Genomic DNA, 23,432 nt, shown 5'->3' on the forward strand with positions numbered 1-23,432 from the left:
TCCGATGGCCGCACCCGTCGATCCGCGCCTGTGGCGGTACGCCCGCTCGGCCCGCCGCTATCTCGTTGCCGCCGTGGCACTCTCGCTGGTGACCACGGCGGGCATCGTGGTCGCGGCGGTCGCCCTGGCGGAGGTGCTCGCGGGCGTGATCACCGATCCGAGCCGCCGCGACATCGCCTCCTGGAACGCCGCGCTGACCGTCCTCGCCGGCGCGGTGCTGTGCCGGACCGTCGCGACGTGGTGGCAGGCCCGGCTGGCCCACCGCGCGGGCGCCCGGGTGGTCGCCGAACTGGAGACCGCCGTCCTCGCCGCCGCCGCCGAACTCCCACCCCGCGAACTGGATTCGCGCCGAACCGAATCGGCCGTGGTGGTGGCCGACGGATTGTCCGGCCTGCGACCGTATTTCAGCGGCTACCTCCCCGCCCTGCTGCTCGCGGTGCTGGTTCCCCCGAGCGTGCTGACGGTGATCCTGCTCCACGACCCGGTGTCCGGTGCCGTCATCGCGATCACCCTTCCCCTGATCCCGATCTTCATGATCCTGATCGGCCGGATGACCCAGGGCCGCTCCGCCGCGACCCTGGCGGCGGCCACCCGCCTCTCCGGCCAACTGCTCGATCTGTTCGCGGGCCTGCCGACACTACGGGCCCTCGGCCGCGAAACAGTCTGCGCCGCGGAAGGTCCGGCTCCCGCTGCGCGGCGCGCTCGGCGGCACATCGATCGCGAGGTCGCCGGCACGGCAGCCGCGGACCGTACCTGCGAGCACGAAGTTATCGGTGCGGCAGCGGATTCGGCTCTCGCGCCACGGCGAGCCGATTTCGGCGGCGTCGGCGCCTCGGCGGCTACCACTGCCGTGCCGGGACGCGACGGAGGCAACGCCGGGTGTGCAGCCGTCGACGCGGTATCGGATCGGGCTGTCGTGCCGGGGCCGGGCAGTGGCGCCGAAGGTGAAACGGTGCGTCCGGCAGCGGGTCGCGGTGCTGTGCCGCGGGATTCCGGTGGCGGCACCGGCCGCGAAACTGTCGATGTGACAATGGTTCTCGCATCCGAGCAGCAGGGTTCCGATGGCGCGGACATCGGAGTGCCGGCGGTTTCCGCACGGACGATGCGGCACCGGGTGTACGAACTCGGCGCCGCGCTGCGGGAGCGCACGATGGCGGCGCTGCGGGTGGCGTTCCTGTCCTCGATGGTGCTGGAATTGCTGGCGACGCTGTGCGTCGCGCTGGTGGCGGTCTCGATCGGTATGCGCCTGGTCTACGGGCACATGAGCCTGTACGCCGGACTGCTCGCCCTGATCCTGGCTCCCGAGGTCTATCTGCCGCTGCGCGCCGTCGGTGAACGCTTCCATGCCGCGCAGGACGGAATGGCCGCCGCCGACAAGGCTTTCGGGCTGCTCGAGAATCCGGCTCGGATGGTCCCGGGTGATCGGCGGTTCGAGGAGCCGCATCCGATCATCGACATCCGTGATCTGTCGGTGGCCGCCCGCGACGGGCTGGCTCCCGCCGCGCTGTCGGCGGTGCTTCGGCCCGGCACGGTGACCGTGTTCACCGGCCCGAACGGTTGCGGTAAATCGACTGCGCTGCAAGCGATCCTGGGGCTGACGACTCCGTCCGGCGGCCGAGTGCTGGTGGCCGGTACCCCGGTCGCCGAGCTGGATCCGGAGCACTGGTGGCAACATCTCGCCTGGCTCCCGCAGCGTCCGGTACTGCTGCCCGGCACTCTGCGCGAGAATCTCGACCTGCTCGGTACCCGGGCCTTCACCGCGATACCCGAATCCGAGCTGCATATTGCCTGCGCGGCAACGGGTTTCGATGACGTGCTGCGCGAACTGCCCGACGGCTGGGACACGGTCGTGGGTGCCGGGGGCACCGGCCTCTCGCTGGGGCAGCGGCAGCGGCTGGCGCTCACCCGAATCCTGTTGGCGGAGCGTCCGATCCTGCTGCTCGACGAGCCGACCGCCCATCTCGACGACGTCGCCGAGGCCCGGGTTCTCGCCGCTCTCGTCGCTCGCGCTCGCGCCGGTGCGACCGTTGTCCTGGTCGGCCACCGTCCGGCGGTGCTCGCCGCCGCGGACGAGGTGATCACCGTCTTCTCCACGGCGACGGCGCGCTCGCCGTGGCGGCAGTCGGCGGACGTGATCGGATGAGCGGGTATGCGACCCTTCGGATCGGGGTCATCGCCGGTGTGGCGGGCGGCGATCGTGTGTGCCGGTCGGCCGCATCGCATCCGGAAGCCGGTTCCGCGGGGCGTGGGTGCCCGGAGGCGTTCGGTGCGGTGGAGTTCGCCGGAGCCTCGGAGACCGGGACCTCGCTGCGGCCATCGGTACATCGGAGGAGGCGGTAGTCGATGTCGTTGCTACTGAACGATTTCCGTCGGATGCGGGAACTGGCCGGGTTGCCGTGGTGGCGGGTCGGTGTGTCGGTGCTGTGGGGCGTGCTGGCGCTCGGGAGCGGGCTCGGGCTGGCCGGGCTGGCGGCGTGGCTGATCGCGCGGGCGTGGGAGATGCCGCACGTGCTGGAGCTCAGCGTGGCGGTGGTGATCGTGCGGGCACTGGGGATCTCGCGGGGGGTGTGCCGGTACGTGGAGCGGCTGGCGACCCACGATGCCGCACTGCGGGCGATGACCCGGGCCCGGGCGGGGGTGTACTCGGCGCTGGCGGCGGCGGACGTCTGGAGTCTGCGGCGCGGCCGGGCCGAGGACGATCCGACGCGGTTGCGGCGCGGCGATCTGCTCACCCGGATCGGGCGTGACATCGACGATCTGGGGGCGGTGGTGGTGCGGGCGCTCGTGCCGATCGCGGTGGCGCTCGTGCTGTCGGTCGCCGCGGTGATGACGCTGGCGACCATCTCGCTCGCCGCGGCCGGGGTGCTCGCGGCTGCGCTGGTCGTGGCGGGAGTGGTCGCGCCCTGGTTGTCGGCGCGGGCGGCACGGGAGGCGGAGACGGCGGTTCGTGCGGATCGGATCGCGTTCACCACGGCGGCGGTGACCGTCCTCGATCACGCGCCCGAACTACGGGTGGCGGGCCGGCTCGGCGACGCGCTGGGGGATGCGGCCGGATCCGCCGCGCGTGCGGTGGCGGCCGAGGATCGGGCGGCCGCGCGTGGCGCGTGGGCCGCCGCGGCGTTGCCGTTGTCGATCGGGGCGAGCGTACTGGGTGCGTTGCTGATCGGAATCATGTTGTACGGCAGTGGTTCCGGTGCTCCGTCGGGTCCGTTGCAGCCGGCGCCGGCGGGTGGGATCACACCGATGGCCCTCGCGGTGCTGGTGCTGTTGCCGCTGTCGGCGTTCGAGGCGGTGGCGGTGCTTCCCGCCGCGGCGCAGGCGATCACGCACGGCCGGGCCGCGATCCGGCGGATCGCGACTGCCGAACGGGTTCGGAACACTGTGTCGCCCAGGGGTTTACCGCCACTGCCCGCCGGCCGGCGGATCGTGGTGGTGGGGCCGAGCGGGGCGGGCAAGACCACCTTGCTGATGAGCTGGGCGGGCCTGTTCGATGTGCCCCGGCCGGGTGTCACCTTCTTCGCGGAGGACGCGCATCTGTTCGGCACCACGGTGCTGGAGAATCTGCGGGTCGCGCGTGGCGATCTGACGCCCGAGGCCGCCGAGGCCGCGTTGCGGGCGGTCGGTGCCGGGCCCTGGCTGGACGGGCTGCCCGACGGTCTCGACACCGAACTGGTCGGAGGTGCGGCCGCGGTGTCCGGCGGCCAGCGGCGGCGCATCCTGCTGGCCCGCGCGCTGGTAGCTCCGGCACGGGTACTGCTGTTGGACGAGCCGACCGAACATCTGGAAGCCGCTGCCGGAGCGGATCTGCTGCGCGCGCTGCTGGACGAGACCAGCGGGCTGGTCGAACCGGATCGCACTGTCGTGGTGGTCACCCACCGGCTGCCCCCGGACCATCGCGCCGGCACCGTCGTGGAGGTGGCTCCGGGCGGGTCGGTGATCATCCGATCCGATTCCGGCGAAAGCGCTCCGACCTGCGGTTCCGCGCTCCGCGAAAATGCGTTGCCGATCCGTTGAGCGCGGACTACCTTGATCTTTACACGGGAAAGGAGGTGGTTCCGAGAATGAGTAATTCCAGGACACGTGAGGTGGCTGCCGGCTAGGCGTCACCGCTGCGAAGACGGATTCCGTTCGCGCGAACGCCGAACCAAATCCAAGGCAGTCACCCGGCCCCCGAGCCCCCGATTGGTCCGATCGGGATCGTGCGAGGTTTCACCTCCACGGTACGGCTCGGGGGCTGTTCCCTGTTCAGGGCCGGTCAGGGTGGGCTGTCATGCTCGCGCCGTGATCGGTCGAATTCGGTTGTCGCTCAGCCGATATAGCGTTGCAGGCGGGCCGACAGGCGAGGTTCGAGGGCGCCGTCGGCGACCACCCGTTCCTCGACGTAGCCCAGGTCGCCGCCCTCGACGATGCCGTAGAGGCGCTTCGCGCCGCCCACCACCGCGCCGGACTGGCTGCGGATCACGACATCGGTCGCCAGCTCCCAGGAGGACTGGGTGAGCGCCTGGCCGTAGAACAGTTCGACGATGCCGGAGCTGTGCGTGAGCAGCAGTTCGATCACCTCGTCGTCGCCGTCGATGCCGACTCGCCAGAAGCCGCTCTCGCGCAGATCGGGGCCGCCGTAGGTGCCGTCGGCGTCGAGCACCCAGGAGCGGGAGTTCCAGGTCAGATAGTCGCCGCCGTCGTGCGACACGATGATCTGCTGACCGAAGTGATAGTCGCCGCGCTCGGGATCGTTGCCCTCGCCCTCACCGCGCCACACGCCGACCAACGGGAGCAGCGCGAGCATGGCCGAACTCAGGTCCGGGCCCAGGCGCAGGTTGGCCGTATCGTCGGGCAGCGGCAGATCCGGGAGCTGCGGAATGTTGCGGATCCCGGTGGATTTGGCGCGATCGGCGGCCTCGGCGACGGCCTGGTCGCCACTGCGGCGGGCCGCATCATCGGCGCTGCGGCGGGCCGCATCGTCGTCCGCGGGTTTCGGCGCCGTCCCGTTCGTCGCTACATCCTCGACGTGCTCGCGCGCCGAGTCGCTCACGACTCGGTGAACAGCCGGTAGAGGACGTACAGACCGAACCATGCGATCAGCACGGAAACGAGGACCAGCAGAATCTCGAAGGCAAGGACCACGTCGGGTAGTTTAGCCGCCCCCGCCCCGGGCATGCGAACGGCCCCGGGAAAATCTCCCGGGGCCGTTCCCATGGTTGCCGAACGGAAAGCGGCGACCTACTTGGCGACGGAGACGTCCACGTTGTGGATGCCCGCGCCCTCGGGCTTCACCTGCGCCGTGCCGTTGCCGGCCGACGACAGCGCCCGGATGGTCCAGGTGCCGGGGGCGGCGAAGAAACGGAAATCACCGGTGCCGGAGGCGACGACCTCCGCGGTGAACTCGTCGCTGGAATCCAGCAGACGGACGAACGCGCCGCCGACGGGATTACCCTCGGCGTCCAGGACACGGCCGGTGATGACCGTCTCCTTCTCGGTGTCGACATTCGCGGGCAGGGTCTGGCCCTGGGTAGGTGCTGCACACATGTCTATTACGCTCCCAACTCGATCGGTGCACCGACGAGGGAGCCGTACTCGGTCCAGCTCCCGTCGTAATTCTTGACGTTCTTGTGGCCCAACAGCTCCTGCAGCACGAACCAGGTGTGCGAGGAGCGCTCACCGATGCGGCAGTAGGCGATGGTCTCCTTCTCGCCGTCCAGACCGGCCTCGGCGTAGATGTCGGCCAGCTCCGCATCCGACTTGAAGGTACCGTCCTCGTTCGCGGCCTTGCTCCACGGCACGTTGATCGCGCTGGGGACGTGGCCCGGACGCTGGCTCTGCTCCTGCGGCAGGTGCGCGGGAGCCAGGATCTTGCCGGAGAACTCGTCGGGCGAACGCACGTCGACCAGGTTCTTGGTGCCGATGGCGGCGATGACCTCGTCGCGGAAGGCACGGATGGACAGGTCCTGCTCGGCCGCCTTGTAGCTGGTGGCGGGCCGGTTCACGCCGTCCTGGGACAGCGGGCGGCCGTCGAGCTCCCACTTCTTGCGGCCGCCGTCGAGCAGCTTGACGTTCTGGTGGCCGTACAGCTTGAAGTACCAGTAGGCGTAGGCGGCGAACCAGTTGTTGTTGCCGCCGTACAGGACCACGGTGTCGTCGTTGCCGATCCCGCGGGCCGACAGCAGATCGGAGAACTGCTCCCGGTTCACGAAGTCACGACGGATCTGGTCCTGCAGATCCTTCTTCCAGTCGAGCCGGACGGCGCCCTCGATGTGGCCCGTGTCGTAGGCGGAGGTGTCCTCGTCGACCTCGACGATGACGACGCCGGGGGCGTTGAGGTTCTCTTCGACCCAGTCTGCGGAGACCAGGACATCGGAGCGAGCCATGTTGTTCCTTTCAGAGTGACTTGCCAGAAGGCTAGGCAGGGTTATCGCTCGCAGCGGGGAGTACCCGCACCGCGAGGGGATACAGCATGCAGCCCAGGCAGATGCCGAAGGCCGCGTTGAGAAACGCCGCGAACAGGGCGAACGCGGTGAAGATCGCGCCGAAGACGACGCTGCCCGCGACGAACCCGACAAAGCCGAGCACCGCGAAGATCAGACCGACCAGCTGGGCGAACCGCAGCGGCGGCACCGGCTCGGTCTCCGTGACCGGCCGCAGCCGCGGCGCGATCAGGGCATAGAGCCGGCCGTAGGGGCTGCGCCGCGGGCCCAGGAGCGCGCCGAGCGCGAACACCACCGCCTGCAGGCCGAGCAGCACGGCGGCCACCCCCGGACCGAAGGCCGCCGCGATCAGGACCACCACCAGCACGGCCGTGGTCACCCAGGCGGCGAAGCGAGGACCGCGCACGTCGACCTGCCCGGCGGGCGGTAACGGCCGATCGGTGGCGAGAATGTTTTCGTCGGACATGGTGCAAGCTCCTGCGCTGGGAAGGCGGCCAATTTTCTCCGGATACCGGGCGGTGCCGGTTCGGTACGCGATTCGTACACACGGCGAAGAACAGAACCGGTCGGCAACAGGGGGTTGACGAAGGGCCGACCGGCTAGCGGCACAGGCAGCAACAGCCGCCGAGGCGGCACAGATCAACTGTGCGGCGTCGGGTGAGCATCAGCTCTCGGCGGGTTTGCACGAGAAGGAGTTTACCTGCTTCTCGGGGGGAATTGGACCCGGGGTACGGAACTTTGTCACGAATTCGCTGGTCCGATCATGAACGACGGCCGTTCAGGCGACCTGTGGCACGGTCAGCGGGCGCACCGCGCTGTGCAGATCGGCGGCCCGCGGCACCCCGGAGATCCGGAACCGTTCCCGGCCCGCGGCGTCGAAGACGAAGGTGGTCGGCAGCGACAGCACGTTCAGTTCCCGGGCCAGCGCGGGCTGCGCGTCGATATCGATCTCGACGTCGCGCGGCGGCTGCGGGCTGTCGGCCAGGCCGGTGACCACGCCCTCCACCACCCGGCGGACGGCCGCGCACGGGCCGCACCAATCGGCGGAGAAGTGCAGGATGACCGGGGTGTCCGGGGTGACGCCGGCGGCGGCGAGCAAGCCGGCGCGCGCGTCGCCCGCACCGGCCGCGGCGCCCATGTCGCGGGTCTCGCGGGCGCGCCCCTCACGACTCTTCAGAACCAGTCCCACGGCCAGACCGGCCAGCAGGACTACCACCAGGATGATCAGCGCCGTCATGGTCTCGCGAACCTGTCCATATCTACTGTCACGTCCTCACCCTTACCTTCCACGACGATGCCGCCGTATTCCGTCTTCACCTTGTTCGGGTGAACACCGAACGGCAGGTCGCGGGTGTCGATGGTGCGGGTGAAGCGGCTCAGGACCACCGACTTGTCCAGCAACGGCCCCTCGACGACCGGCGTCGAGATCGGCGCGGTGGCGGAATCCTTCTCCTTGTCCTTGTAGAGATCGGTGGCGATGATGCGCACCTGATCCCCGTCGAGCAGGAGATCCGCCTGCACGCTCACCCGCTGGGTGGTGCGCGGCTCGATGCCGGTCAGGATGGTACCGGTGAGCACCAGTTTACTGACGGTGTTCGTCTGCCCGTCGGCCGAGAGGTCCGAGCCGTCGGTGTTGGCGCTGCCGTCGGCGCCCGCCGAGCCGTCGTCGGACTTGTCCTTGTCGACCGGCTTCAGCTGTACCGACAGGTCGGGAATCCGGAACAACCGGCCCAGTTCGACCGGCTCGATGCGCATTCGACCGGCCACCTCGTCCACCGGAACCGAGTGCAGATGGACATCGGCCAGATCGCCGGGCGGCACGTGCGCGCGGCTCAGCGTCGCCTCCACGACGATCTCACCGGGGATGTCGGGCCGGACCGCGCGGGCGCGGATGTCCACCGTGCGGTAGGTCCCGCGCACCGCCTGCACCAGGAACGGGAACCCGTGGACGGTCACCTCCGGATCGGCGGACAACTGGGCGCCGGTGCGCAGCGATCGCGACACCCGGTACTCGGAATAGGCGGCCGCCGTGAAGTCCGCCAGCACCGCCACCGCGGCCACCAGCACCACCGCGCCGATCACCCGCCGCGCGAGGATTCCGCGCCGCCCCGCCTCCCCACGCGCGGGCCCGTCGTTGGTCACGGGTCCTGCGTGTGTGCCGCTCGGATGGGAGTTTCCCGGGGAGTTACCCATGTACGCACGATATCTGTTGTGCCGTTCGGCGGCCCGGGGGTCCATGGCCCCGAGCAGGGTAGGTTGCCCGGAATGCGTGGTGAACGGGACGGACGCGCTAATGTAGGCACGAATTACCTGTGCAGACTTGCATGGATTCGCGAAAGACACTGAGGTTGCCGCGGACATGCCAGATTAGGAGGAGAGCTGAATGGAGCTGCTCCTGCTGACTTCCGACCCGAATCCGGAGTCGGTGTTGCCTTCGCTGGCCTTGTTGCCGCACAACGTCCGGCCCGCTCCCACCGAGGTCGCCTCGTTGCTCGAGGCCGGTACCGCTGATGTGGCCCTGGTCGACGCCCGCACCGATCTGGCCGCCGCGCGCGGCTTGTGCCGGCTGCTCGGCAGCACCGGCTCCTCGGTCCCGGTGGTGGCGGTGCTGACCGAGGGCGGTCTGGTGGCGGTGAATGCCGACTGGGGTCTGGACGACATCCTGCTGCCGGGTACCGGGCCGGCCGAACTCGACGCCCGGCTGCGCTTGCTGGTGGCCCGCAACGGCGGCGCGGCGAGTCCCGAGAACACCGGCAAGATCACACTCGGCGAACTGGTGATCGATGAGGGCACCTACACCGCGCGGCTGCGCGGCCGCCCGCTCGACCTCACCTACAAGGAATTCGAGCTGCTGAAATACCTCGCGCAGCACGCCGGCCGGGTCTTCACCCGCGCGCAGTTGCTGCAGGAGGTGTGGGGTTACGACTTCTTCGGCGGTACCCGCACGGTCGACGTGCACGTCCGGCGGTTGCGCGCCAAACTCGGCAGCGAGTACGAATCGCTGATCGGCACCGTGCGCAACGTGGGCTACAAGGCCGTGCGGCCGGCCCGTAGCACCGGCAAGGGCGAACCCGCCACCACCTTCGCCGACGAGGATGTCGAGGGCACCGACGACTCCCATCTGACCCCGGTCAACGGATCGCTGTCGTGACGGAGTCGGAGACCGCGGCGCGGCCGTCCGCGCCGGGTCCCGGCGCCTGGGTGGCCACGCCCGCCGCCACGGATGCCGCGGGTGTGCGCGCGGCGTTCGAGCGGGCGGCCGAGGCCGACGGGGTCGACCCCTTGTCCGAACAAGTGCTGCTGTCGTTCACCGCGGTATCACCGGCCCGACACCTGGTCGCGCACCGCGACGGGGAGGTGGCGGGCTACGCGAACCTGATGCCCGCGCACGGTGAGCATCCGGCCATGGCAGAGGTCGTGGTCGACCCTCGACAGCGTGGCCGGGGCCTCGGAGCCGCTCTGGTCGCGGCGGCGCTGGCGGCCGGCGGCCCGGGGGCCAGGGTCTGGGCGCACGGCAATCTCGCGCCCGCGCGCGCGGTGGCAGGCCGGCTCGGGCTGCGGGTGGCGCGGGAGCTGTGGCAGATGCGCCGAGGCCTCGCAAACGGTGAGTTACCGGAGCTGCGGATTCCGGACGGCCTGGAGCTGCGCACCTACGCCGGTCCGGCCGACGACGCGGAACTGCTGCGGGTCAACGCCGCGGCCTTCGATTGGCACCCCGAGCAGGGCGGATGGACGGCGGACGACGTCGCGGCGCGGCGGGAGTCGGACTGGTTCGACCCGGCCGGGCTGTTCATCGCGGTCGACCCGGCCGATCCCGGCCGGATCCTGGGCTTCCACTGGACGAAGGTGCATCCGGCGACGGCGACGGAACCCGAGGTCGGCGAGGTCTATGTGGTGGCCGTCGACCCGGCCGGGCAGGGCCGCGGGCTCGGCCGGCTGCTGACCCTGGCGGGCCTGCACTACCTGCGGAAACGCGGGATGGGCGAGGTGCTGCTCTACACCGAGGCCGACAACACGGCCGCCGTGCGCACGTACACCCGGCTGGGTTTCGAGGTGGCGCACGTCGACGCCGCCTACACCGCGGCGGGCTGAACCGGAGCGAAAAGCCGCGTCGCAGGGGGTTCCGAGCAGTGCGGCAAGGGTTTTCGAGACTCGAGTTACATTGCGGTTAATCTCACAATCCGGACCCGTAATCGCGCCGGGGTGTTCACTCTTCGTTCACTTACCCAGGTCTCGCTGTCAACCGACCCACCCTACGTTACTTGTGGGCGGTGCATCGCTGCCTGGTGCGCAGTGTTCCCTGTGAATTGCTCACCACCGCGCCCGCCCGATCGTTGAGGGATCGGGCGAGTACGACAACGGTTCCCGGAGGACTAGGTGAATCTCAAGCGCACGAGCGCTCTACTCGGTGTGTTGGCCGCGGCCGGCACCCTGACCCTTTCTGCCTGTGGCAGCGACGACAACACCAGCTCGTCGGCTTCCGGCTCGAGTGTGGCCAAGACCGCCGTCGACTGCGGCGGCAAGAAGGCCCTGAAGGCCAGCGGCTCCTCGGCCCAGAAGAACGCGATGGACCGCTTCGTCGCCGCCTACCAGCAGAACTGCGACGGCTACAGCCTGGACTACACCTCCAGCGGCTCGGGCGCCGGCGTGAACGAGTTCATCGGTGGCCAGACCGATTTCGGTGGCACCGACTCGCCGCTGAGCGCGAAGAACCAGGAGCCGGACAAGGCCAAGGCCCGCTGCGCCTCCGACGCGTGGAACCTGCCGACCGTTTTCGGCCCCATCGCGATCACCTTCAACCTGGGTGACGTCACCAAGCTGAACCTGGACGGCCCGACCGCCGCGAAGATCTTCAACGGTGGCATCACCAAGTGGGACGACCCGGCCATCAAGGCGCTGAACGCCGGCGTCAACCTGCCGAGCGACCCGATCCACGTGATCTACCGCAGCGACGACTCGGGCACCACCGACAACTTCCAGCTGTACCTGGACTCGGCCGGCAACGGCGCGTGGGGCAAGGGCGCGGGCAAGGCGTTCGCGGGCGGCACCGGTGAGGGCGCCAAGGGCAACGAGGGCACCTCGGCGATCATCAAGAGCACCAAGGGCGCCATCACCTACAACGAGTGGTCCTTCGCCAAGTCGCAGAGCCTGAACATCGCGTCGGTCATCACCTCCGCGGGCCCGGCCCCGGTCGCGCTGACCGTCGACTCCGCGCAGAAGGCCGTCGCCGGCGTGCAGGTCAAGGGCACCGGCAACGATCTGGTGCTGGACACCAGCTCCTTCTACAAGCCGACCCAGGCCGGCGCCTACCCGATCATGCTGGCCACCTACGAGGTCGTGTGCTCGAAGTACGCCGATGCCAACACCGCCAAGGCGGTCAAGGCGTTCCTGACCTCCGCGGTCGGTAACGGCCAGGCGGGCCTGGACACCGCCGGGTACATCCCGCTCCCGGACGCGTTCAAGACCAAGTTGACCACCGCCATCAACGCCATCAACTGATTGCAGCCTCCCCATGACCGTGCACGACGAAGTCGCCCCCGCGGGTAGGTCCACCGAGACCGACCCGCGGGCGGGCGGAGAAGCCGCCACCATGTCCCTCGAGAGCACGCCGCAACCCTCGACGCCGATCAAGGCCAGAGGCGAGCGCAAGCACAGCAAGAACGCGGAATTCGCGTTCCGCTCGCTGGCCACGGCCGCGGGCGCGACGATCGTCGCTGCTATCGCGCTGATCGCATTGTTCCTGTTGATCCGCGCGGTGCCGTCGGTGGCGGCCAACAAGGCGAATTTCTTCGCCAGCACGGAATTCAATGTTCGTGACGCGAACAATCTGCGCTTCGGCATTCGCGACCTGTTCGCGGTGACGGTGCTCAGTTCGCTCATGGCATTGGTGATCGCGGTGCCGCTGGGCGTCGGGATCGCACTGTTCCTGACCCAGTACGCGCCGAAGGCGCTCGCCCGTCCGTTCGCGATCCTGGTGGATCTGCTGGCGGCGGTGCCTTCGATCGTGTTCGGTCTGTGGGGAATCCTGGTCCTGGCCGAGAAGCTGTCTCCGGTGGAGCAGTTCCTGAACGACAATCTCGGCTGGTTCTTCTTGTTCGACACGGGCAATGTCTCGGTGACCGGCGGTGGCACCATCTTCACCGCCGGCATCGTGCTCGCCGTGATGATCCTGCCGATCATCACCTCGGTCAGCCGCGAGGTGTTCAACCTCACCCCGCGTGCGCACATCGAGGCCGCCCAGGCGCTCGGCGCCACCAAGTGGGAGGTGGTGCGGATGACCGTGCTGCCGTACGGCCGAAGTGGTGTGATCGCCGGTTCCATGCTGGGTCTCGGCCGCGCGCTCGGTGAGACCATCGCGGTGCTGATCGTGCTGCACACCGCGGCCAAGGCCGGCCACTGGTCGCTGTTCGACGGCGGGTACACCTTCGCCTCGAAGATCGCCTCGGCCGCCTCCGAATTCAGTCAGGCGCTGCCCACCGGCGCCTATATCGCCGCGGGCTTCGTGCTGTTCGCGCTGACCTTCGTGGTCAACGCGCTGGCCCGGGTCGCGGCCGGCGGGAAGGTCAACGGCTGATGTCCACCACGACTCTCGACCGCCCGATCAAGGCGCCGACCTTCCGGGACGTGAGCGCGGGGCGGAAGCTCCGCAACAACATCGCCACCGGGGTCATGTGGCTGTGCTTCGCCATCGCGCTGGTACCGCTGGGCTGGGTGCTGATCCTGGTCATCCAGAAGGGCCTGCACGCCGCCACCCGCAACGGCTGGTGGACCAAGTCGCAGCGCGGCGTCCTGCCCGACCAGTACGGCGGCGGTGTCTATCACGCCATCTACGGCACGATCATCCAGTCGGCGATGGCCGCGGTGATCGCGGTGCCGCTGGGCATCCTGGCGGCGATCTTCCTCGTCGAGTACGGCCGCGGACTGCTGGCCAAGGTCACCACCTTCATGGTCGACATCCTCGCCGGTGTGCCCTCGATCGTCGCCGCGCTGTTCGTGTTCGCCCTCTGGATCGCGACCTTCGGCTTCCCGCAGAGCGCGTTCGCGGTATCGCTGGCGCTGGTGCTGCTGATGCTGCCCGTGGTGGTGCGCAGCACCGAGGAAATGCTGAAGCTGGTACCCGACGAACTGCGTGAGGCGTCGTACGCGCTCGGCATTCCGAAGTGGAAGACGATCCTGCAAATCGTCGTGCCGACCGCGGCCCCCGGCATGATCAGCGGCATGCTGCTGGCGCTGGCCCGCGTCATGGGCGAGACCGCGCCGGTGCTGGTGCTGGTCGGCTACTCGAAGTCGATCAACTTCGACATCTTCAACGGCAACATGGCGTCGCTGCCGCTGATGATCTACCAGGAGCTGTCCAACCCGGAGCCCGCCGGCCGGGCCCGGGTGTGGGGCGCGGCCTTCACGCTGATCGCGATCATCGCGCTGCTGTACCTTGCCGCGGCGGCGGTCAACAAACTGCTCACGCGGAACCGATAGAGGCGGAACGGAAATCACATGGCCAAGCGGATCGATGTCAAAGATCTGAACATCTACTACGGGAAGTTCCACGCCGTCGCCGGCGTCGCGCTGACCGTGCTGCCGCGCAGCGTCACCGCCTTCATCGGTCCGTCCGGTTGCGGTAAGTCCACCGTGCTGCGCTCGCTGAACCGCATGCACGAGGTCACCCCGAACGCCCGGGTCGAGGGCGGGGTGCTGCTCGACGGCGAGGACATCTACGGCGCCAACGTCGATCCGGTCGGCGTGCGCCGCACCATCGGCATGGTGTTCCAGCGGCCGAACCCGTTCCCCACCATGTCGATTCGCGACAACGTGGTGGCCGGGCTGAAGCTGCAGGGCGTGCGCGGCAAGAAGGAACTCGACGAGGTCGCCGAGCGGTCGCTGCGCGGCGCCAACCTCTGGAACGAGGTCAAGGACCGGCTGGACAAGCCGGGCGGCGGCCTCTCCGGTGGTCAGCAGCAGCGGTTGTGCATCGCCCGGGCCATCGCGGTGTCCCCGGACGTGCTGCTGATGGACGAGCCCTGTTCGGCGCTGGACCCCATCTCCACGCTGGCGATCGAGGATCTGATCGCCGAGCTGAAGAAGGAGTTCACCATCGTCATCGTCACGCACAACATGCAGCAGGCGGCGCGCGTGAGCGATCAGACGGCGTTCTTCAACCTGGAGGCGCAGGGCAAGCCGGGCAAGCTCATCGAGATCGATGAGACGGAGAAGATCTTCTCCAACCCGTCCCGCAAGGAGACCGAGGACTACATCTCCGGCCGGTTCGGCTAGATCCGATCGTTGCCGCCGGATCCGCAGACGGACCGAGGGCCCCGGGGAATTTTCCCCGGGGCCCTCGTCGCGTGCCGGGCCGAATTCAGATGTGCTCGATCTCCGCGTCGGGATCCGCGGGCAGCACGCCGGTCACCAGGAAGACCACCCGGCGGCCGATCTCGACGGCGTGGTCGGCGAAACGCTCGTAGTAGCGGCCGAGCAGGGTGACATCCACCGCGGCGGCGACGCCGTGCTTCCACTCGCGGTCCATGAGCAGCGTGAACAGGTGCCGGTGCAGGTCGTCCATCGCGTCGTCGTCGCCGCTGAGTTCGGCGGCACGCTGCGGATCGCGAGTCTCCAGGACCTCCTTGGCCGCGGTCGCCATGCTAACCGCGACCCGGCCCATCTCCGCGAAGTAGCCGTTGACGGCCTCGGGGAGGGCGTGGTTCGGGTGGCGGCGGCGCGCGACCTTGGCGACGTGCAGCGCCAGCGCGCCCATCCGGTTCACGTCGGCGACGATCTGGATGGTGCTGACCACCTGACGCAGATCGCCGGCCACCGGGGCCTGCAGGGCCAGCAGGGCGAAGGCCTTCTCCTCGGCCAGTGCGTTCATCTCGGCGATGCGGTCCGACTCGGAGATGACCTGCTCGGCCAGATGCAGGTCGGCCTGCAACAGCGACTGCGTGGCGCGCTCCATTGCCGACCCGGCGAGGCCGGCCATTTCGCCCAGCAGAGCGGCGAGCTCGGCCATTTGTTCGTTGTAGATGACACGCATGGAGACAAACAGTAGTTGGGAGCCCTGACCGGGTCACCAACGGTAGGTGAACCACCGGTGTTGCCGGGTGCTAGCGGGAAATTTTCCGGTGCCGGTCCGTTATTTGCAGATGTCGTCGGCCGCGTTGCGATGTTCCAGGTCGGCGGGGAGCGTGACCGGCGCCGACCACACCACCGTCTCGGGCTGTTCCGGGATCGTGCTGCCGGCCGGGCTCGGGGCCTGCACGCCGCCGGTGAAGTCCGCGCCCAGCGCGACCTCGATCAGCGTGCCCAGTCCCGGCACCGCTTCCAGGGTGGCGCCGGGCAGCGCGGAGGCGACCGTGGCCGCCTCGGCCTCGTGCCCGGATGAGTACCGCACCCGGGTACCGGGAGCGCCGTCGGCCAGGTTGCCCACGCCCGCCACCTGGAAGCCCTGGGCGGCCAGTTTCGGCGCCGTTCCCGCGGCCAGTCCCGGCACGCCGGAGGCGTTGGACACCTGCACTTGCACCGTGGCCGGATCGACGGCCGCGTACCGCATCGGGGCCGTGGGAACGCCGACCGCCGGGGACTTCACCTCGCCGGGCAGCGCCTGGTCGTCGATGATCGCGCGGAACAGCGCCTTGATGTCGTAGTCGCGGGGGATCTCGTTGCCGGAGAGCGTGGTTCCGCCGGTCGGCAGGGTCACGAAGGTGACCGATCCGGTCTCCAGGCGCTGCAGCGAGCGGCCCAGCGTGAGCAGATCGCCGGTGCTGACGCTGTCCATGAACGCGTGGCCGGTGAACGCGTCGACCAGGCCCCGCAACCGGGCCGGATCGAACAGCACCCGATTCGACACCGCCGACCGCAGCAGCGAGGACAGGAAGCGCTGCTGCCGGCTGATCCGGTCGTAGTCGCTGCGCTGCTCGCCGTACACGTGCCGGGCGCGCACGTAGTCCAGGGCCGTGGAACCGTCGAGGACCTGCCGTCCGGCGCTGGCCAGGATCGTGCCCAGTTGTCCGTCGACGATCGGCCGGGACGCGCAGACCTCCACGCCGCCGAGGGTATCGACCATCGCCTGGAATCCGTTGAAGTCCATCCCGACGAAATGGTTGATCTTCAGCCCGGACAGTTTCTGGATCACCTTGGTCAGGCATTTCGGGCCGCCGAGGGCGTACACGCCGTTGAGCTTCTCGCCGGCGGCCGCGTAGTACGTCAGCCCGGTGTAGACGGCCTTCTCGTTGTTCCAGGCCTCGCAGGCCGGTCGGCTGACATCCAGATCCCGCGGGAACGACACCACCACGGCCCGCTGCCGGCTCGCCGGGATGTTCACCAGCATCACCGTGTCGGACCGGGCGCCGTCGGCGTCGTCGGTGGTGCCCGCGCCGATCTGCCCGTTGACACCGGCCCGCGAGTCGGTGCCGACGATCAGATAGTTCTCGTCGCCGAGTTGCCCGAGCGGGTCGACGATATCGGTGGAGTTCACATCCAGTGCGGCAACCCGATTGAACCCGTCGTCGGTGGCGCGCAGGAACTTCCAGCCCAATCCGCTGGCGGTCAGCAGGCCGATCGCGCAAGCGGCCACGGCGATCCGCACGGCCCACCACGCCGGACCCGCGGCCGCGTCGGTCGCCACCGCCGGGTCGTACCCGTCCGGTTGACCGTCGTCGGGGATCGAAATGGCCTGCGGCGCTTCGGCATCCGGCTCGCCGATTCGAACGTCCGGCGCCTCGTCGGCATCCGGTGGACTGATCCGGTTGTCGCGGTTCTCGTGAGCGTCCGTCGCGCTGACCCGGACGTCGCGATCCTCGTCGGCATCCGATGCGCTGATCCGAATGTCCGGTGCCGCATCGGCGTGCGATGCGGTGATCCCGCTGTCGTGCGATTCGGCGATGTCCGTGCCGATCCGGCTGTCGCGTACCTCGGTGGCATCCGGTGTGCCGGTCGGGCTGTCCTGGGGCCGCGCATAATTCGGCCGGCCGATCCGGATGGTCGGAAACTCCGCGACCACGGCAGCGGACGGCCGCGCGGCGCGAAGTCGTTCCCACGGCGCGCGCGGCTCGAACGCGGGCGGATCCTCGGTTCCATCCTCACCATCACCGGTCACGAAACCTCGCTTCGCTCGGGTCGCCGTACCGGAATCGGTCGTCCCCGGTCCCGGCCGTGGGATACGCGCGGAGATGCCTCGAGTGCACGATCCTCGCACGCCGAACCCGGGATCCGCCGAATCCGGCGAAGCCGGAGGTTACGTGTCAGACACGCCTGTTCAGCCGCCGGAATGCATGACGTCGGCGGCCTTGGGGACCGTGGCGTCCTCCGGGTCGTCGAGCCAGCCTTCGGGGAGGACGACCTTGCCGGGTGAGCCCTGGCGGCCGCGGGGGCCCTCGGCGTCGGCGGGGAAGGGGGCGTCGGGGTCGAGGAGGGCGATGAGGTCCTGGAGTTCGGTGAGGCCGGTGACCGTGGCGAAGCGGCGGCGCAGGTCGGAACCGACCGGGAAGCCCATCAGGTACCAGGCCATGTGCTTGCGGATGTCGCGCATGGCCTTGTCCTCGCCGTCGTGGTCGGACAGCAGGACGGCGTGACGGTAGAGGATCTCGCCGACGCGCCCGAGGGCCGGGGCGGGCGGGATCGGTTTGCCGCGCAGGGCGGCGGACAGTTCGGCGAACAGCCACGGCCGGCCGAGGCAGCCACGGCCGACCACGACGCCGTCGCAACCGGTTTCGGCGACCATCGCCAGGGCGTCGGCGGCGGAGAAGATGTCGCCGTTGCCGAGCACCGGGATGGTGGTGACGGCCTCCTTGAGGCGGGCGATCGCGGACCAGTCGGCGGCGCCGGAATAGCGCTGCGCGGCGGTGCGGGCGTGCAACGCGACCGCGGCGGCGCCCTCGGCCTCGGCGATGCGGCCGGTATCGAGGAAGGTGTGGTGGTCGTCGTCGATGCCGATGCGGAATTTGAAGGTGACCGGGACGCCGGCCGGTTCCGCGGCGGCGACCATGGTCCGCACGATCTGCTGGAACAGCCGGCGCTTGTAGGGCAGGGCCGCGCCGCCGCCGAGCCGGGTGACCTTCGGAACCGGGCAGCCGAGGTTGACGTCGATGTGGTCGGCCCAGCCCTCGCCGACGACGATCCGCACGGCCTCGCCCAGGGTCTTCGGGTCGACGCCGTAGAGCTGCATGGATCGGGGCCGCTCATCGGGGCCGAACGCCATCATGTGCAACGTCTTCTCGTTGCGCTCGACCACCGCGCGGGCGGTGATCATCTCGCAGACGTACAGCGATGTGGCGCTGCCGAACTCGCGGCACAGCGTGCGGAACGCGACGTTGGTGATACCGGCCATCGGCGCCAGCACCACCGGCGGATCGACCTCGTACGGGCCGATCCGCAGGCTGGTTCGGGTTTCGACGGCGGTAGTCATGGTCCCCATTTTCGCATCACACCGGCAGTGGCCGGGATCACGGTGGAATCCGGGGACCCGGTACCGCCGGTCAGCCGGCGAGGGTGGTGATCTCCTCGCGCTCGCGCTTGGCGGCCTCGCGGGCCAGCATGCGGTCGCGCTGCTCCTCGAACTTCAGGACGTCCTTGCCGAGGCGCTCCAGGAACAGGCCCAGGCGCTCGCGCACCGCCTCACCGCGCGCGGTGAAGTCGTCGCGCTCGAAGATCTTCCACTTCTTGAGGACCGGCTGGATGACCTCTTCCAGATGCTGCCGCAGGTCGTAGATGCCGTGCTTGGCCATCAGGACGCCGTTGCGGCGGAAGTTCGGCATGCCCGCACCGGGCATCTGGAAGTTCTCCAGGATCAGGGTGATGGCCTCGATCGACTGATCGGGCGTCAGGTCGAGGGCCGCGCCGCACATGTTGCGGTAGAAGATCATGTGCAGGTTCTCGTCGGTGGCGACGCGCTGCAGCATGCGGTCGGCGATCGGGTCGTCGCAGACCTTGCCGGTGTTGCGGTGGCTGACGCGGGTGGCCAGCTCCTGGAACGTCACGTACGCGACCGAGTGCAGGAAGCCCGCCTCGTTCTCGGTGGGAGAGGCGAACCCGTTGGTCATGTGGATCATGCGGGCCTGCTCCAGCGCTACCGGGTCCACGCCGCGGGTGACGACCAGATAGTCGCGCATGACGATGCCGTGCCGGTTCTCCTCGGCGGTCCAGCGGCCGACCCAGGTGCCCCACGGGCCGTCCTGGGAGAAGTTCTCGGCGATCTCGCGATGGTAGGAGGGCAGATTGTCCTCGGTGAGCAGGTTGGTGATCATCGCGGCCTTGGCGAGTTCGCTCAGGCGGGATTGCGACGGATCCCAGTCCTCGCCTCCCATGGCGGCGAAGTTGCGGCCCTCGTCCCACGGGACGTAGTCGTGCGGATGCCACTCCTTGGCCATCGAGATGTGTCGATCGACGTTCTCTGCGGCAACCGGCTCCAGCTCAGAAAGAAGCTCGAGTTGGGTCAGATCCCTGGCCATGTATCCGTGTCCTTCATCAGTGTGGTAAGTGCGATCTTGCAGGTCGCCCCCCGGTGGGCCGTGCTGCTGCCGCCCATACCCTACGTCACCGTAGGGTGATGCGAACCGCATCTTGGGCGAGTTCACAGCGCGGCCGATGAGTTCACAGGCTCGAGTTGTGCGCCTCACACGACATCGTCGGCGTGCGTGGAACGTTATCGAGTGTAGGCGGGGCCGTGATCGTGTCCAGACGCATCCGTGACCACGCACCACCTGTCCGAATCCCGTACCGGTGCTATCGCGCAGGTCGGCGGCGTGTTATCCCCGATATGAAAATCTCTGCCGGCGTTCCGGCACGGTGTGCGGGATGTCTGTTTTCCTCGATCGACTTGTCATCACCGGAACCGGCCGGCGACCGGGAGGAACGCCGACGGGCCGGTGATCGTGATCACCGGCCCGTCGGCGGAGTGCCCCCACCAGGGCTCGAACCTGGGACCTGCGGATTAAAAGTCCGTAGCTCTACCAACTGAGCTATAGGGGCGCGGATGGCAAGTCTAGTGGGCGCCGTGCGGAAGTGGTAACCGGTATCTGTCCGGCCCGCCGACCGGGGATGTCCGCGCAGGTCGGCGCGATTCGGGAGGGGTTCGCGGGACGTGCGCCCGGCGGCATCGGCGGCGGTGAGCCCGCCGATGTGGCGGGACGAGTGGACGGATTGTTGACGTGTCCTGTAATTCCGGGACGCGCGCGAGGCAATCTTCTTGCTTCCCAATTTGTTTCGGCGCGGAAGTATGGAAACATTACCCAATCGTTGTGCGTTGCAATGTAATTGGTCGGGAGGTGAGCGTGGTGATCCGGTGGTCCGGCCGGTGCCGGAGCGCGGGTGCGCGCGGCGCCGCCGGCGGTGGTCCCGTCCCGGGTGTGCGGAGTCGGCGGGGTAGTGGGTGGAGCGAACGGGAATTCACGACAGCGGATCTCCCACAATTCGTTAGCTGCCTATTTGCATGTGTCCTACAACCGCTATTCAGCGAACTGACTTGCCGGTATGCCTTACAGCGCGCAACGATTCGAGGTACGGTGACCGCTTGGTGAATTCCGTAGGAACCGGCAGCGCCCGGGGGGATGGGATTCGGCCGAAGGTTGATGTGCCCGAATGCGTCGCGACCGGTCAGGCCGATCGCGGTGCTCCGAAGACCACGTCACAGGAGGCAGTTCCACGACGAAGAAAAAGCCCGGGTGTGCACCCCTGCCGCGCACCCGGGCGGGAAAACTGTACCACCGAGTCTGAGGACTGTTTTCCCAGAAGTTTTCGTACCGAAAGTTTGGAAAACCGGGCAATAGCCTGAGTTGAAGTATTTGAAAATCTCATAACTTCGCGTCGGGGGCTGTTCCGTCTTGGCAGTTCACCGGCGGCAAGTAGCTTCGGAGGCGTTTCGAGCATGGCACGGCAGCAAGAGCGGGCCCGCCGGACACGGGCGGCGATCATCAGGTCCGCCGCCGTTGAATTCGGGAAGAGCGGCTACGCCGCGGCATCGTTGAACCGGATATTGGAAGGTTCGCGCGCCACCAAGGGCGCCATGTACTTCCACTTCGACTCCAAGGAGGACCTCGCCCGCGCGGTACTGGAATCGGCGGTCGAGCGCTACCGCGTGACCTCCGAACGTTGGCTCGCCCGAACCGATCTCGGGCCGCTGGACGTGTTGCACGGGATGGTCGACGAGGTCGCGTTGCGACTGGAGAACGACATCGTCATCCAGGCCGAGTTCCGGCTCGTGATCGAGCCGGAGTTCTATCGGGACGCCAAGGCGGCCGGCGGGCGCATCGTCGACCGCGCCACCCGGCTCCTGGCGGTCCGGGCGATCGAACAGAAGCAGTTGCGCGCCGACGCCGACCCGGACCGGTTCGCGCGCACGCTGGCGGCCGCCCTGGCCGGCCAGCGCTACATCGTCGACGTCCAGGGGGGCCCGATGGATCTGCGTACCAGATTCCAGGAGGCGCTGGAGGTCATCGTGGAGGCCATGGCGACACCCGAGTGGGCCGACGAGTTCCGGCGGTACGGCTGGCGCGCGGCCGCCCGGTTGGAGGAACTCGACATCTGACCAGGGGGTGCCGGTGAGGGCGAGATCGCCGCAACGTGGTCTCTGACCAGCCGATTTGGGATTCGTGTCCAGCCTGTCATAAGCTATGCGAGCTCCCAACGGAAGCCGTTGAGAAACGGACCGGAGAGATCCGGACGGGCCCCCTTCGTCTAGCGGCCTAGGACGCCGCCCTTTCAAGGCGGTAGCGCGGGTTCGAATCCCGTAGGGGGTACAGTGGCAACACTGTATGAGAGCAGAACAGAGCATGGCCCTGTGGCGCAGTTGGTTAGCGCGCCGCCCTGTCACGGCGGAGGTCGCGGGTTCGAGTCCCGTCAGGGTCGCAAGTTTTGCTGGGCATTCGGTGCGGGTGCCCCCCGGGCCAGGTAGCTCAGTTGGTAGAGCGTCCGCCTGAAAAGCGGAAGGTCGCCGGTTCGATCCCGGCCTTGGCCACTTTCACCCTCGGTTCCGTTCACGGGCCGGGGGTTTTTCGTTCGCTGGGTGGCCCGTCGGCGATGCCGCGAAATCTCCCTGCCGGGCCGCGATGAGTTCCGGTTCGGCCGCCGGTATGTATCGGCGAGCTCACCGGAAGCACCCGGGCGGGCCGTCGACAAGGGAGAAGAAGACGATGTCGAACAGTCGTACCGACGATGTGGCCGCGATTCAGGCGGTCCTGGCCGATTCCTACCGGGCCTGGGCGGCCGGTGACGCCGACGGGATGGTCGCCGACTACACCGAGGACGCGACCGCCATCATGACCGGCTCGTACCGCGATGGGAGGGACGTGATCCGGCTCAATATGGCGGCGGCCTTCGCGGGCCCCCTCGCGGGCAGCACGACCCACAACGAACAACTCGGTATCCGATTCCTGGGCAGCGACGCCGCGATCGTGATCAGCGAATCCGCCATTCTGTTCGCCGGGGAGACCGAGGTGCCCGGCGATGCGCGCAAGGTCAAAGCCACCTGGGTGCTGGAGAAGCGGGACGGCCGGTGGCTGATCGCGGCTTATCACAACAGTCCGGTACTGGCGCCCGCGTAGCGCGCCATTCCGGGAGGATCCTTCCCCGGGCGCCCGGGGAAGGGCCCTCCGGCTTGTCGATCGAAGTTTTCGGCGGCCGGATCGATGGTCACTCGCAAAATGTGAAGTATCGGCGTCCGCGCACGGCAAAAGTTTCTCCGGGGAGGGATTCGTACCCTCTGTCCTTTTCCGTGCAGCAACTTCTACGACTCCGCAACAATTGTGATCAGAATCACTGAAATTCGTTTCCGCAATTCGCCGGCGGGGGAGGGTGTGGCCGGTCGCCGAGGCGAGTCGTGCGATCCTGATCACATGGCTGACTCCGAGTGGTACTACTGCCTCAAGCATCACCGTGCGGAGCAGGGCAAGCGATGCTGGTTCGGGGATCGGATGGGTCCGTATCCGGATCAGGCCACCGCCGAGCACGCCCTGGAAATCGCGCAGGCGCGCAACAAACGCGAGGACGACCGCGACCGCGCCTGGCGCGAGGACGATTAACCCG

The 23,432-nt window shown here is 68.5% G+C and carries 21 protein-coding genes and 4 tRNA genes; 14 read left to right on the forward strand and 11 right to left on the reverse strand.

Annotated elements, in window-relative coordinates; genetic code table 11:
- Positions 1 to 4: 4 nt before the first annotated feature.
- Entirely contained in the window at positions 5 to 2,143 is a 2,139-nt protein-coding gene (locus NRB56_RS38585) for an ABC transporter ATP-binding protein/permease (RefSeq protein ID WP_227837045.1), read from the forward strand.
- A 200-nt stretch (positions 2,144 to 2,343) separates the two neighbouring features.
- Complete coding sequence (locus NRB56_RS01190; protein WP_153338616.1) at positions 2,344 to 4,014, forward strand: ATP-binding cassette domain-containing protein; 1,671 nt, start codon at positions 2,344 to 2,346, stop codon at positions 4,012 to 4,014.
- 292 nt (positions 4,015 to 4,306) lie between these two features.
- Here NRB56_RS01190 and NRB56_RS01195 read toward each other — a convergent pair whose 3' ends face one another.
- The 6 genes from NRB56_RS01195 to NRB56_RS01225 all read right to left on the reverse strand — a co-directional run bounded on the left by NRB56_RS01195 (position 4,307) and on the right by NRB56_RS01225 (position 8,564).
- Entirely contained in the window at positions 4,307 to 5,032 is a 726-nt protein-coding gene (locus NRB56_RS01195; protein WP_319942397.1) for an FABP family protein, read from the reverse strand.
- A 188-nt stretch (positions 5,033 to 5,220) separates the two neighbouring features.
- A complete protein-coding gene (locus NRB56_RS01205) occupies positions 5,221 to 5,526 on the reverse strand; it encodes a DUF1416 domain-containing protein (protein WP_153338619.1) in 306 nt (101 codons plus the stop codon).
- A gap of 5 nt (positions 5,527 to 5,531) precedes the next feature.
- The gene (locus tag NRB56_RS01210; RefSeq protein WP_153338620.1) at positions 5,532 to 6,365 is read right to left on the reverse strand and encodes a sulfurtransferase; all 834 of its coding nucleotides are present in this window, start codon (positions 6,363 to 6,365) and stop codon (positions 5,532 to 5,534) included.
- Between the two features lie 31 nt (positions 6,366 to 6,396).
- Positions 6,397 to 6,888 (reverse strand): DUF4395 domain-containing protein, encoded by a 492-nt coding sequence (locus NRB56_RS01215; protein WP_153338621.1) that lies wholly within the window; start codon positions 6,886 to 6,888, stop codon positions 6,397 to 6,399.
- A gap of 312 nt (positions 6,889 to 7,200) precedes the next feature.
- A complete protein-coding gene (locus tag NRB56_RS01220) occupies positions 7,201 to 7,659 on the reverse strand; it encodes a thioredoxin family protein (RefSeq protein ID WP_153338622.1) in 459 nt (152 codons plus the stop codon).
- Positions 7,656 to 8,564 (reverse strand): LmeA family phospholipid-binding protein, encoded by a 909-nt coding sequence (locus NRB56_RS01225; RefSeq protein ID WP_319942398.1) that lies wholly within the window; start codon positions 8,562 to 8,564, stop codon positions 7,656 to 7,658. The genes NRB56_RS01220 and NRB56_RS01225 overlap by 4 nt, the downstream gene beginning before the upstream one ends.
- Positions 8,565 to 8,805: 241 nt before the next feature.
- On the opposite strand from NRB56_RS01225, the gene NRB56_RS01230 reads away from it, so the two are divergent.
- The 6 genes from NRB56_RS01230 to pstB all read left to right on the forward strand — a co-directional run bounded on the left by NRB56_RS01230 (position 8,806) and on the right by pstB (position 14,693).
- Positions 8,806 to 9,573: a winged helix-turn-helix transcriptional regulator gene (locus tag NRB56_RS01230; protein WP_153338623.1), complete on the forward strand. Its 768-nt coding sequence runs from the start codon at positions 8,806 to 8,808 to the stop codon at positions 9,571 to 9,573.
- Positions 9,570 to 10,514 (forward strand): mycothiol synthase, encoded by a 945-nt coding sequence (gene mshD, locus NRB56_RS01235; protein WP_406603420.1) that lies wholly within the window; start codon positions 9,570 to 9,572, stop codon positions 10,512 to 10,514. The genes NRB56_RS01230 and mshD overlap by 4 nt, the downstream gene beginning before the upstream one ends.
- 285 nt (positions 10,515 to 10,799) lie before the next feature.
- Positions 10,800 to 11,921: a phosphate ABC transporter substrate-binding protein PstS gene (gene pstS / locus NRB56_RS01240; RefSeq protein ID WP_319942399.1), complete on the forward strand. Its 1,122-nt coding sequence runs from the start codon at positions 10,800 to 10,802 to the stop codon at positions 11,919 to 11,921.
- A 91-nt stretch (positions 11,922 to 12,012) separates the two neighbouring features.
- Positions 12,013 to 12,996 (forward strand): phosphate ABC transporter permease subunit PstC, encoded by a 984-nt coding sequence (gene pstC, locus NRB56_RS01245; protein WP_153338984.1) that lies wholly within the window; start codon positions 12,013 to 12,015, stop codon positions 12,994 to 12,996.
- Positions 12,996 to 13,898: a phosphate ABC transporter permease PstA gene (gene pstA, locus NRB56_RS01250; RefSeq protein WP_194290688.1), complete on the forward strand. Its 903-nt coding sequence runs from the start codon at positions 12,996 to 12,998 to the stop codon at positions 13,896 to 13,898. The genes pstC and pstA overlap by 1 nt, the downstream gene beginning before the upstream one ends.
- 18 nt (positions 13,899 to 13,916) lie before the next feature.
- Positions 13,917 to 14,693 (forward strand): phosphate ABC transporter ATP-binding protein PstB, encoded by a 777-nt coding sequence (gene pstB / locus NRB56_RS01255; protein ID WP_153338625.1) that lies wholly within the window; start codon positions 13,917 to 13,919, stop codon positions 14,691 to 14,693.
- An 85-nt stretch (positions 14,694 to 14,778) separates the two neighbouring features.
- Here the strand turns inward: pstB and phoU are convergent, their stop codons facing one another.
- The 5 genes from phoU to NRB56_RS01280 form a co-directional block, all read right to left on the reverse strand.
- Positions 14,779 to 15,450 (reverse strand): phosphate signaling complex protein PhoU, encoded by a 672-nt coding sequence (gene phoU, locus NRB56_RS01260; RefSeq protein ID WP_153338626.1) that lies wholly within the window; start codon positions 15,448 to 15,450, stop codon positions 14,779 to 14,781.
- A gap of 99 nt (positions 15,451 to 15,549) precedes the next feature.
- Positions 15,550 to 17,511 carry an LCP family protein gene (locus tag NRB56_RS01265; protein ID WP_319942400.1) on the reverse strand — a complete coding sequence of 654 codons (1,962 nt, stop codon included), beginning with the start codon at positions 17,509 to 17,511 and terminating at the stop codon, positions 15,550 to 15,552.
- Between the two features lie 159 nt (positions 17,512 to 17,670).
- On the reverse strand, positions 17,671 to 18,819 hold the full coding sequence (dusB, locus tag NRB56_RS01270; RefSeq protein WP_153338627.1) for a tRNA dihydrouridine synthase DusB: 1,149 nt from the start codon (positions 18,817 to 18,819) through the stop codon (positions 17,671 to 17,673).
- 70 nt (positions 18,820 to 18,889) lie between these two features.
- The gene (locus tag NRB56_RS01275; RefSeq protein WP_153338628.1) at positions 18,890 to 19,861 is read right to left on the reverse strand and encodes an acyl-ACP desaturase; all 972 of its coding nucleotides are present in this window, start codon (positions 19,859 to 19,861) and stop codon (positions 18,890 to 18,892) included.
- Positions 19,862 to 20,308: 447 nt separating this feature from the next.
- A tRNA-Lys gene (locus tag NRB56_RS01280) sits at positions 20,309 to 20,381 on the reverse strand.
- 895 nt (positions 20,382 to 21,276) lie between these two features.
- Here NRB56_RS01280 and NRB56_RS01285 point away from each other — a divergent pair.
- From NRB56_RS01285 to NRB56_RS01310, 6 genes are all read left to right on the forward strand, one after another.
- Positions 21,277 to 21,936 (forward strand): TetR/AcrR family transcriptional regulator, encoded by a 660-nt coding sequence (locus tag NRB56_RS01285; protein ID WP_153338629.1) that lies wholly within the window; start codon positions 21,277 to 21,279, stop codon positions 21,934 to 21,936.
- Between the two features lie 138 nt (positions 21,937 to 22,074).
- A tRNA-Glu gene (locus tag NRB56_RS01290) sits at positions 22,075 to 22,147 on the forward strand.
- 35 nt (positions 22,148 to 22,182) lie between these two features.
- Positions 22,183 to 22,256: transfer RNA gene (locus tag NRB56_RS01295), tRNA-Asp, on the forward strand.
- Between the two features lie 36 nt (positions 22,257 to 22,292).
- Positions 22,293 to 22,365: transfer RNA gene (locus NRB56_RS01300), tRNA-Phe, on the forward strand.
- Between the two features lie 175 nt (positions 22,366 to 22,540).
- Entirely contained in the window at positions 22,541 to 22,951 is a 411-nt protein-coding gene (locus tag NRB56_RS01305; protein WP_153338630.1) for an SgcJ/EcaC family oxidoreductase, read from the forward strand.
- Positions 22,952 to 23,242: 291 nt separating this feature from the next.
- The gene (locus tag NRB56_RS01310) at positions 23,243 to 23,428 is read left to right on the forward strand and encodes a hypothetical protein (protein WP_153338631.1); all 186 of its coding nucleotides are present in this window, start codon (positions 23,243 to 23,245) and stop codon (positions 23,426 to 23,428) included.
- Positions 23,429 to 23,432 lie beyond the last annotated feature (4 nt).

The organism is Nocardia aurantia, from assembly GCF_009604425.1.
Lineage (GTDB): Bacteria > Actinomycetota > Actinomycetes > Mycobacteriales > Mycobacteriaceae > Nocardia > Nocardia aurantia.

What these genes read in the sequence shown, in the direction of transcription:
- NRB56_RS38585 (WP_227837045.1), top strand. Translation starts at nt 5, where the DNA reads ATGGCCGCACCCGTCGATCCGCGCCTGTGGCGGTACGCCCGCTCGGCC.
- NRB56_RS01190 (WP_153338616.1), top strand. Translation starts at nt 2,344, where the DNA reads ATGTCGTTGCTACTGAACGATTTCCGTCGGATGCGGGAACTGGCCGGG.
- NRB56_RS01205 (WP_153338619.1), bottom strand. Translation starts at nt 5,526, where the DNA reads ATGTGTGCAGCACCTACCCAGGGCCAGACCCTGCCCGCGAATGTCGAC.
- NRB56_RS01210 (WP_153338620.1), bottom strand. Translation starts at nt 6,365, where the DNA reads ATGGCTCGCTCCGATGTCCTGGTCTCCGCAGACTGGGTCGAAGAGAAC.
- NRB56_RS01215 (WP_153338621.1), bottom strand. Translation starts at nt 6,888, where the DNA reads ATGTCCGACGAAAACATTCTCGCCACCGATCGGCCGTTACCGCCCGCC.
- NRB56_RS01220 (WP_153338622.1), bottom strand. Translation starts at nt 7,659, where the DNA reads ATGACGGCGCTGATCATCCTGGTGGTAGTCCTGCTGGCCGGTCTGGCC.
- NRB56_RS01230 (WP_153338623.1), top strand. Translation starts at nt 8,806, where the DNA reads ATGGAGCTGCTCCTGCTGACTTCCGACCCGAATCCGGAGTCGGTGTTG.
- pstC (WP_153338984.1), top strand. Translation starts at nt 12,013, where the DNA reads ATGTCCCTCGAGAGCACGCCGCAACCCTCGACGCCGATCAAGGCCAGA.
- pstA (WP_194290688.1), top strand. Translation starts at nt 12,996, where the DNA reads ATGTCCACCACGACTCTCGACCGCCCGATCAAGGCGCCGACCTTCCGG.
- pstB (WP_153338625.1), top strand. Translation starts at nt 13,917, where the DNA reads ATGGCCAAGCGGATCGATGTCAAAGATCTGAACATCTACTACGGGAAG.
- phoU (WP_153338626.1), bottom strand. Translation starts at nt 15,450, where the DNA reads ATGCGTGTCATCTACAACGAACAAATGGCCGAGCTCGCCGCTCTGCTG.
- dusB (WP_153338627.1), bottom strand. Translation starts at nt 18,819, where the DNA reads ATGACTACCGCCGTCGAAACCCGAACCAGCCTGCGGATCGGCCCGTAC.
- NRB56_RS01275 (WP_153338628.1), bottom strand. Translation starts at nt 19,861, where the DNA reads ATGGCCAGGGATCTGACCCAACTCGAGCTTCTTTCTGAGCTGGAGCCG.
- NRB56_RS01285 (WP_153338629.1), top strand. Translation starts at nt 21,277, where the DNA reads ATGGCACGGCAGCAAGAGCGGGCCCGCCGGACACGGGCGGCGATCATC.
- NRB56_RS01305 (WP_153338630.1), top strand. Translation starts at nt 22,541, where the DNA reads ATGTCGAACAGTCGTACCGACGATGTGGCCGCGATTCAGGCGGTCCTG.
- NRB56_RS01310 (WP_153338631.1), top strand. Translation starts at nt 23,243, where the DNA reads ATGGCTGACTCCGAGTGGTACTACTGCCTCAAGCATCACCGTGCGGAG.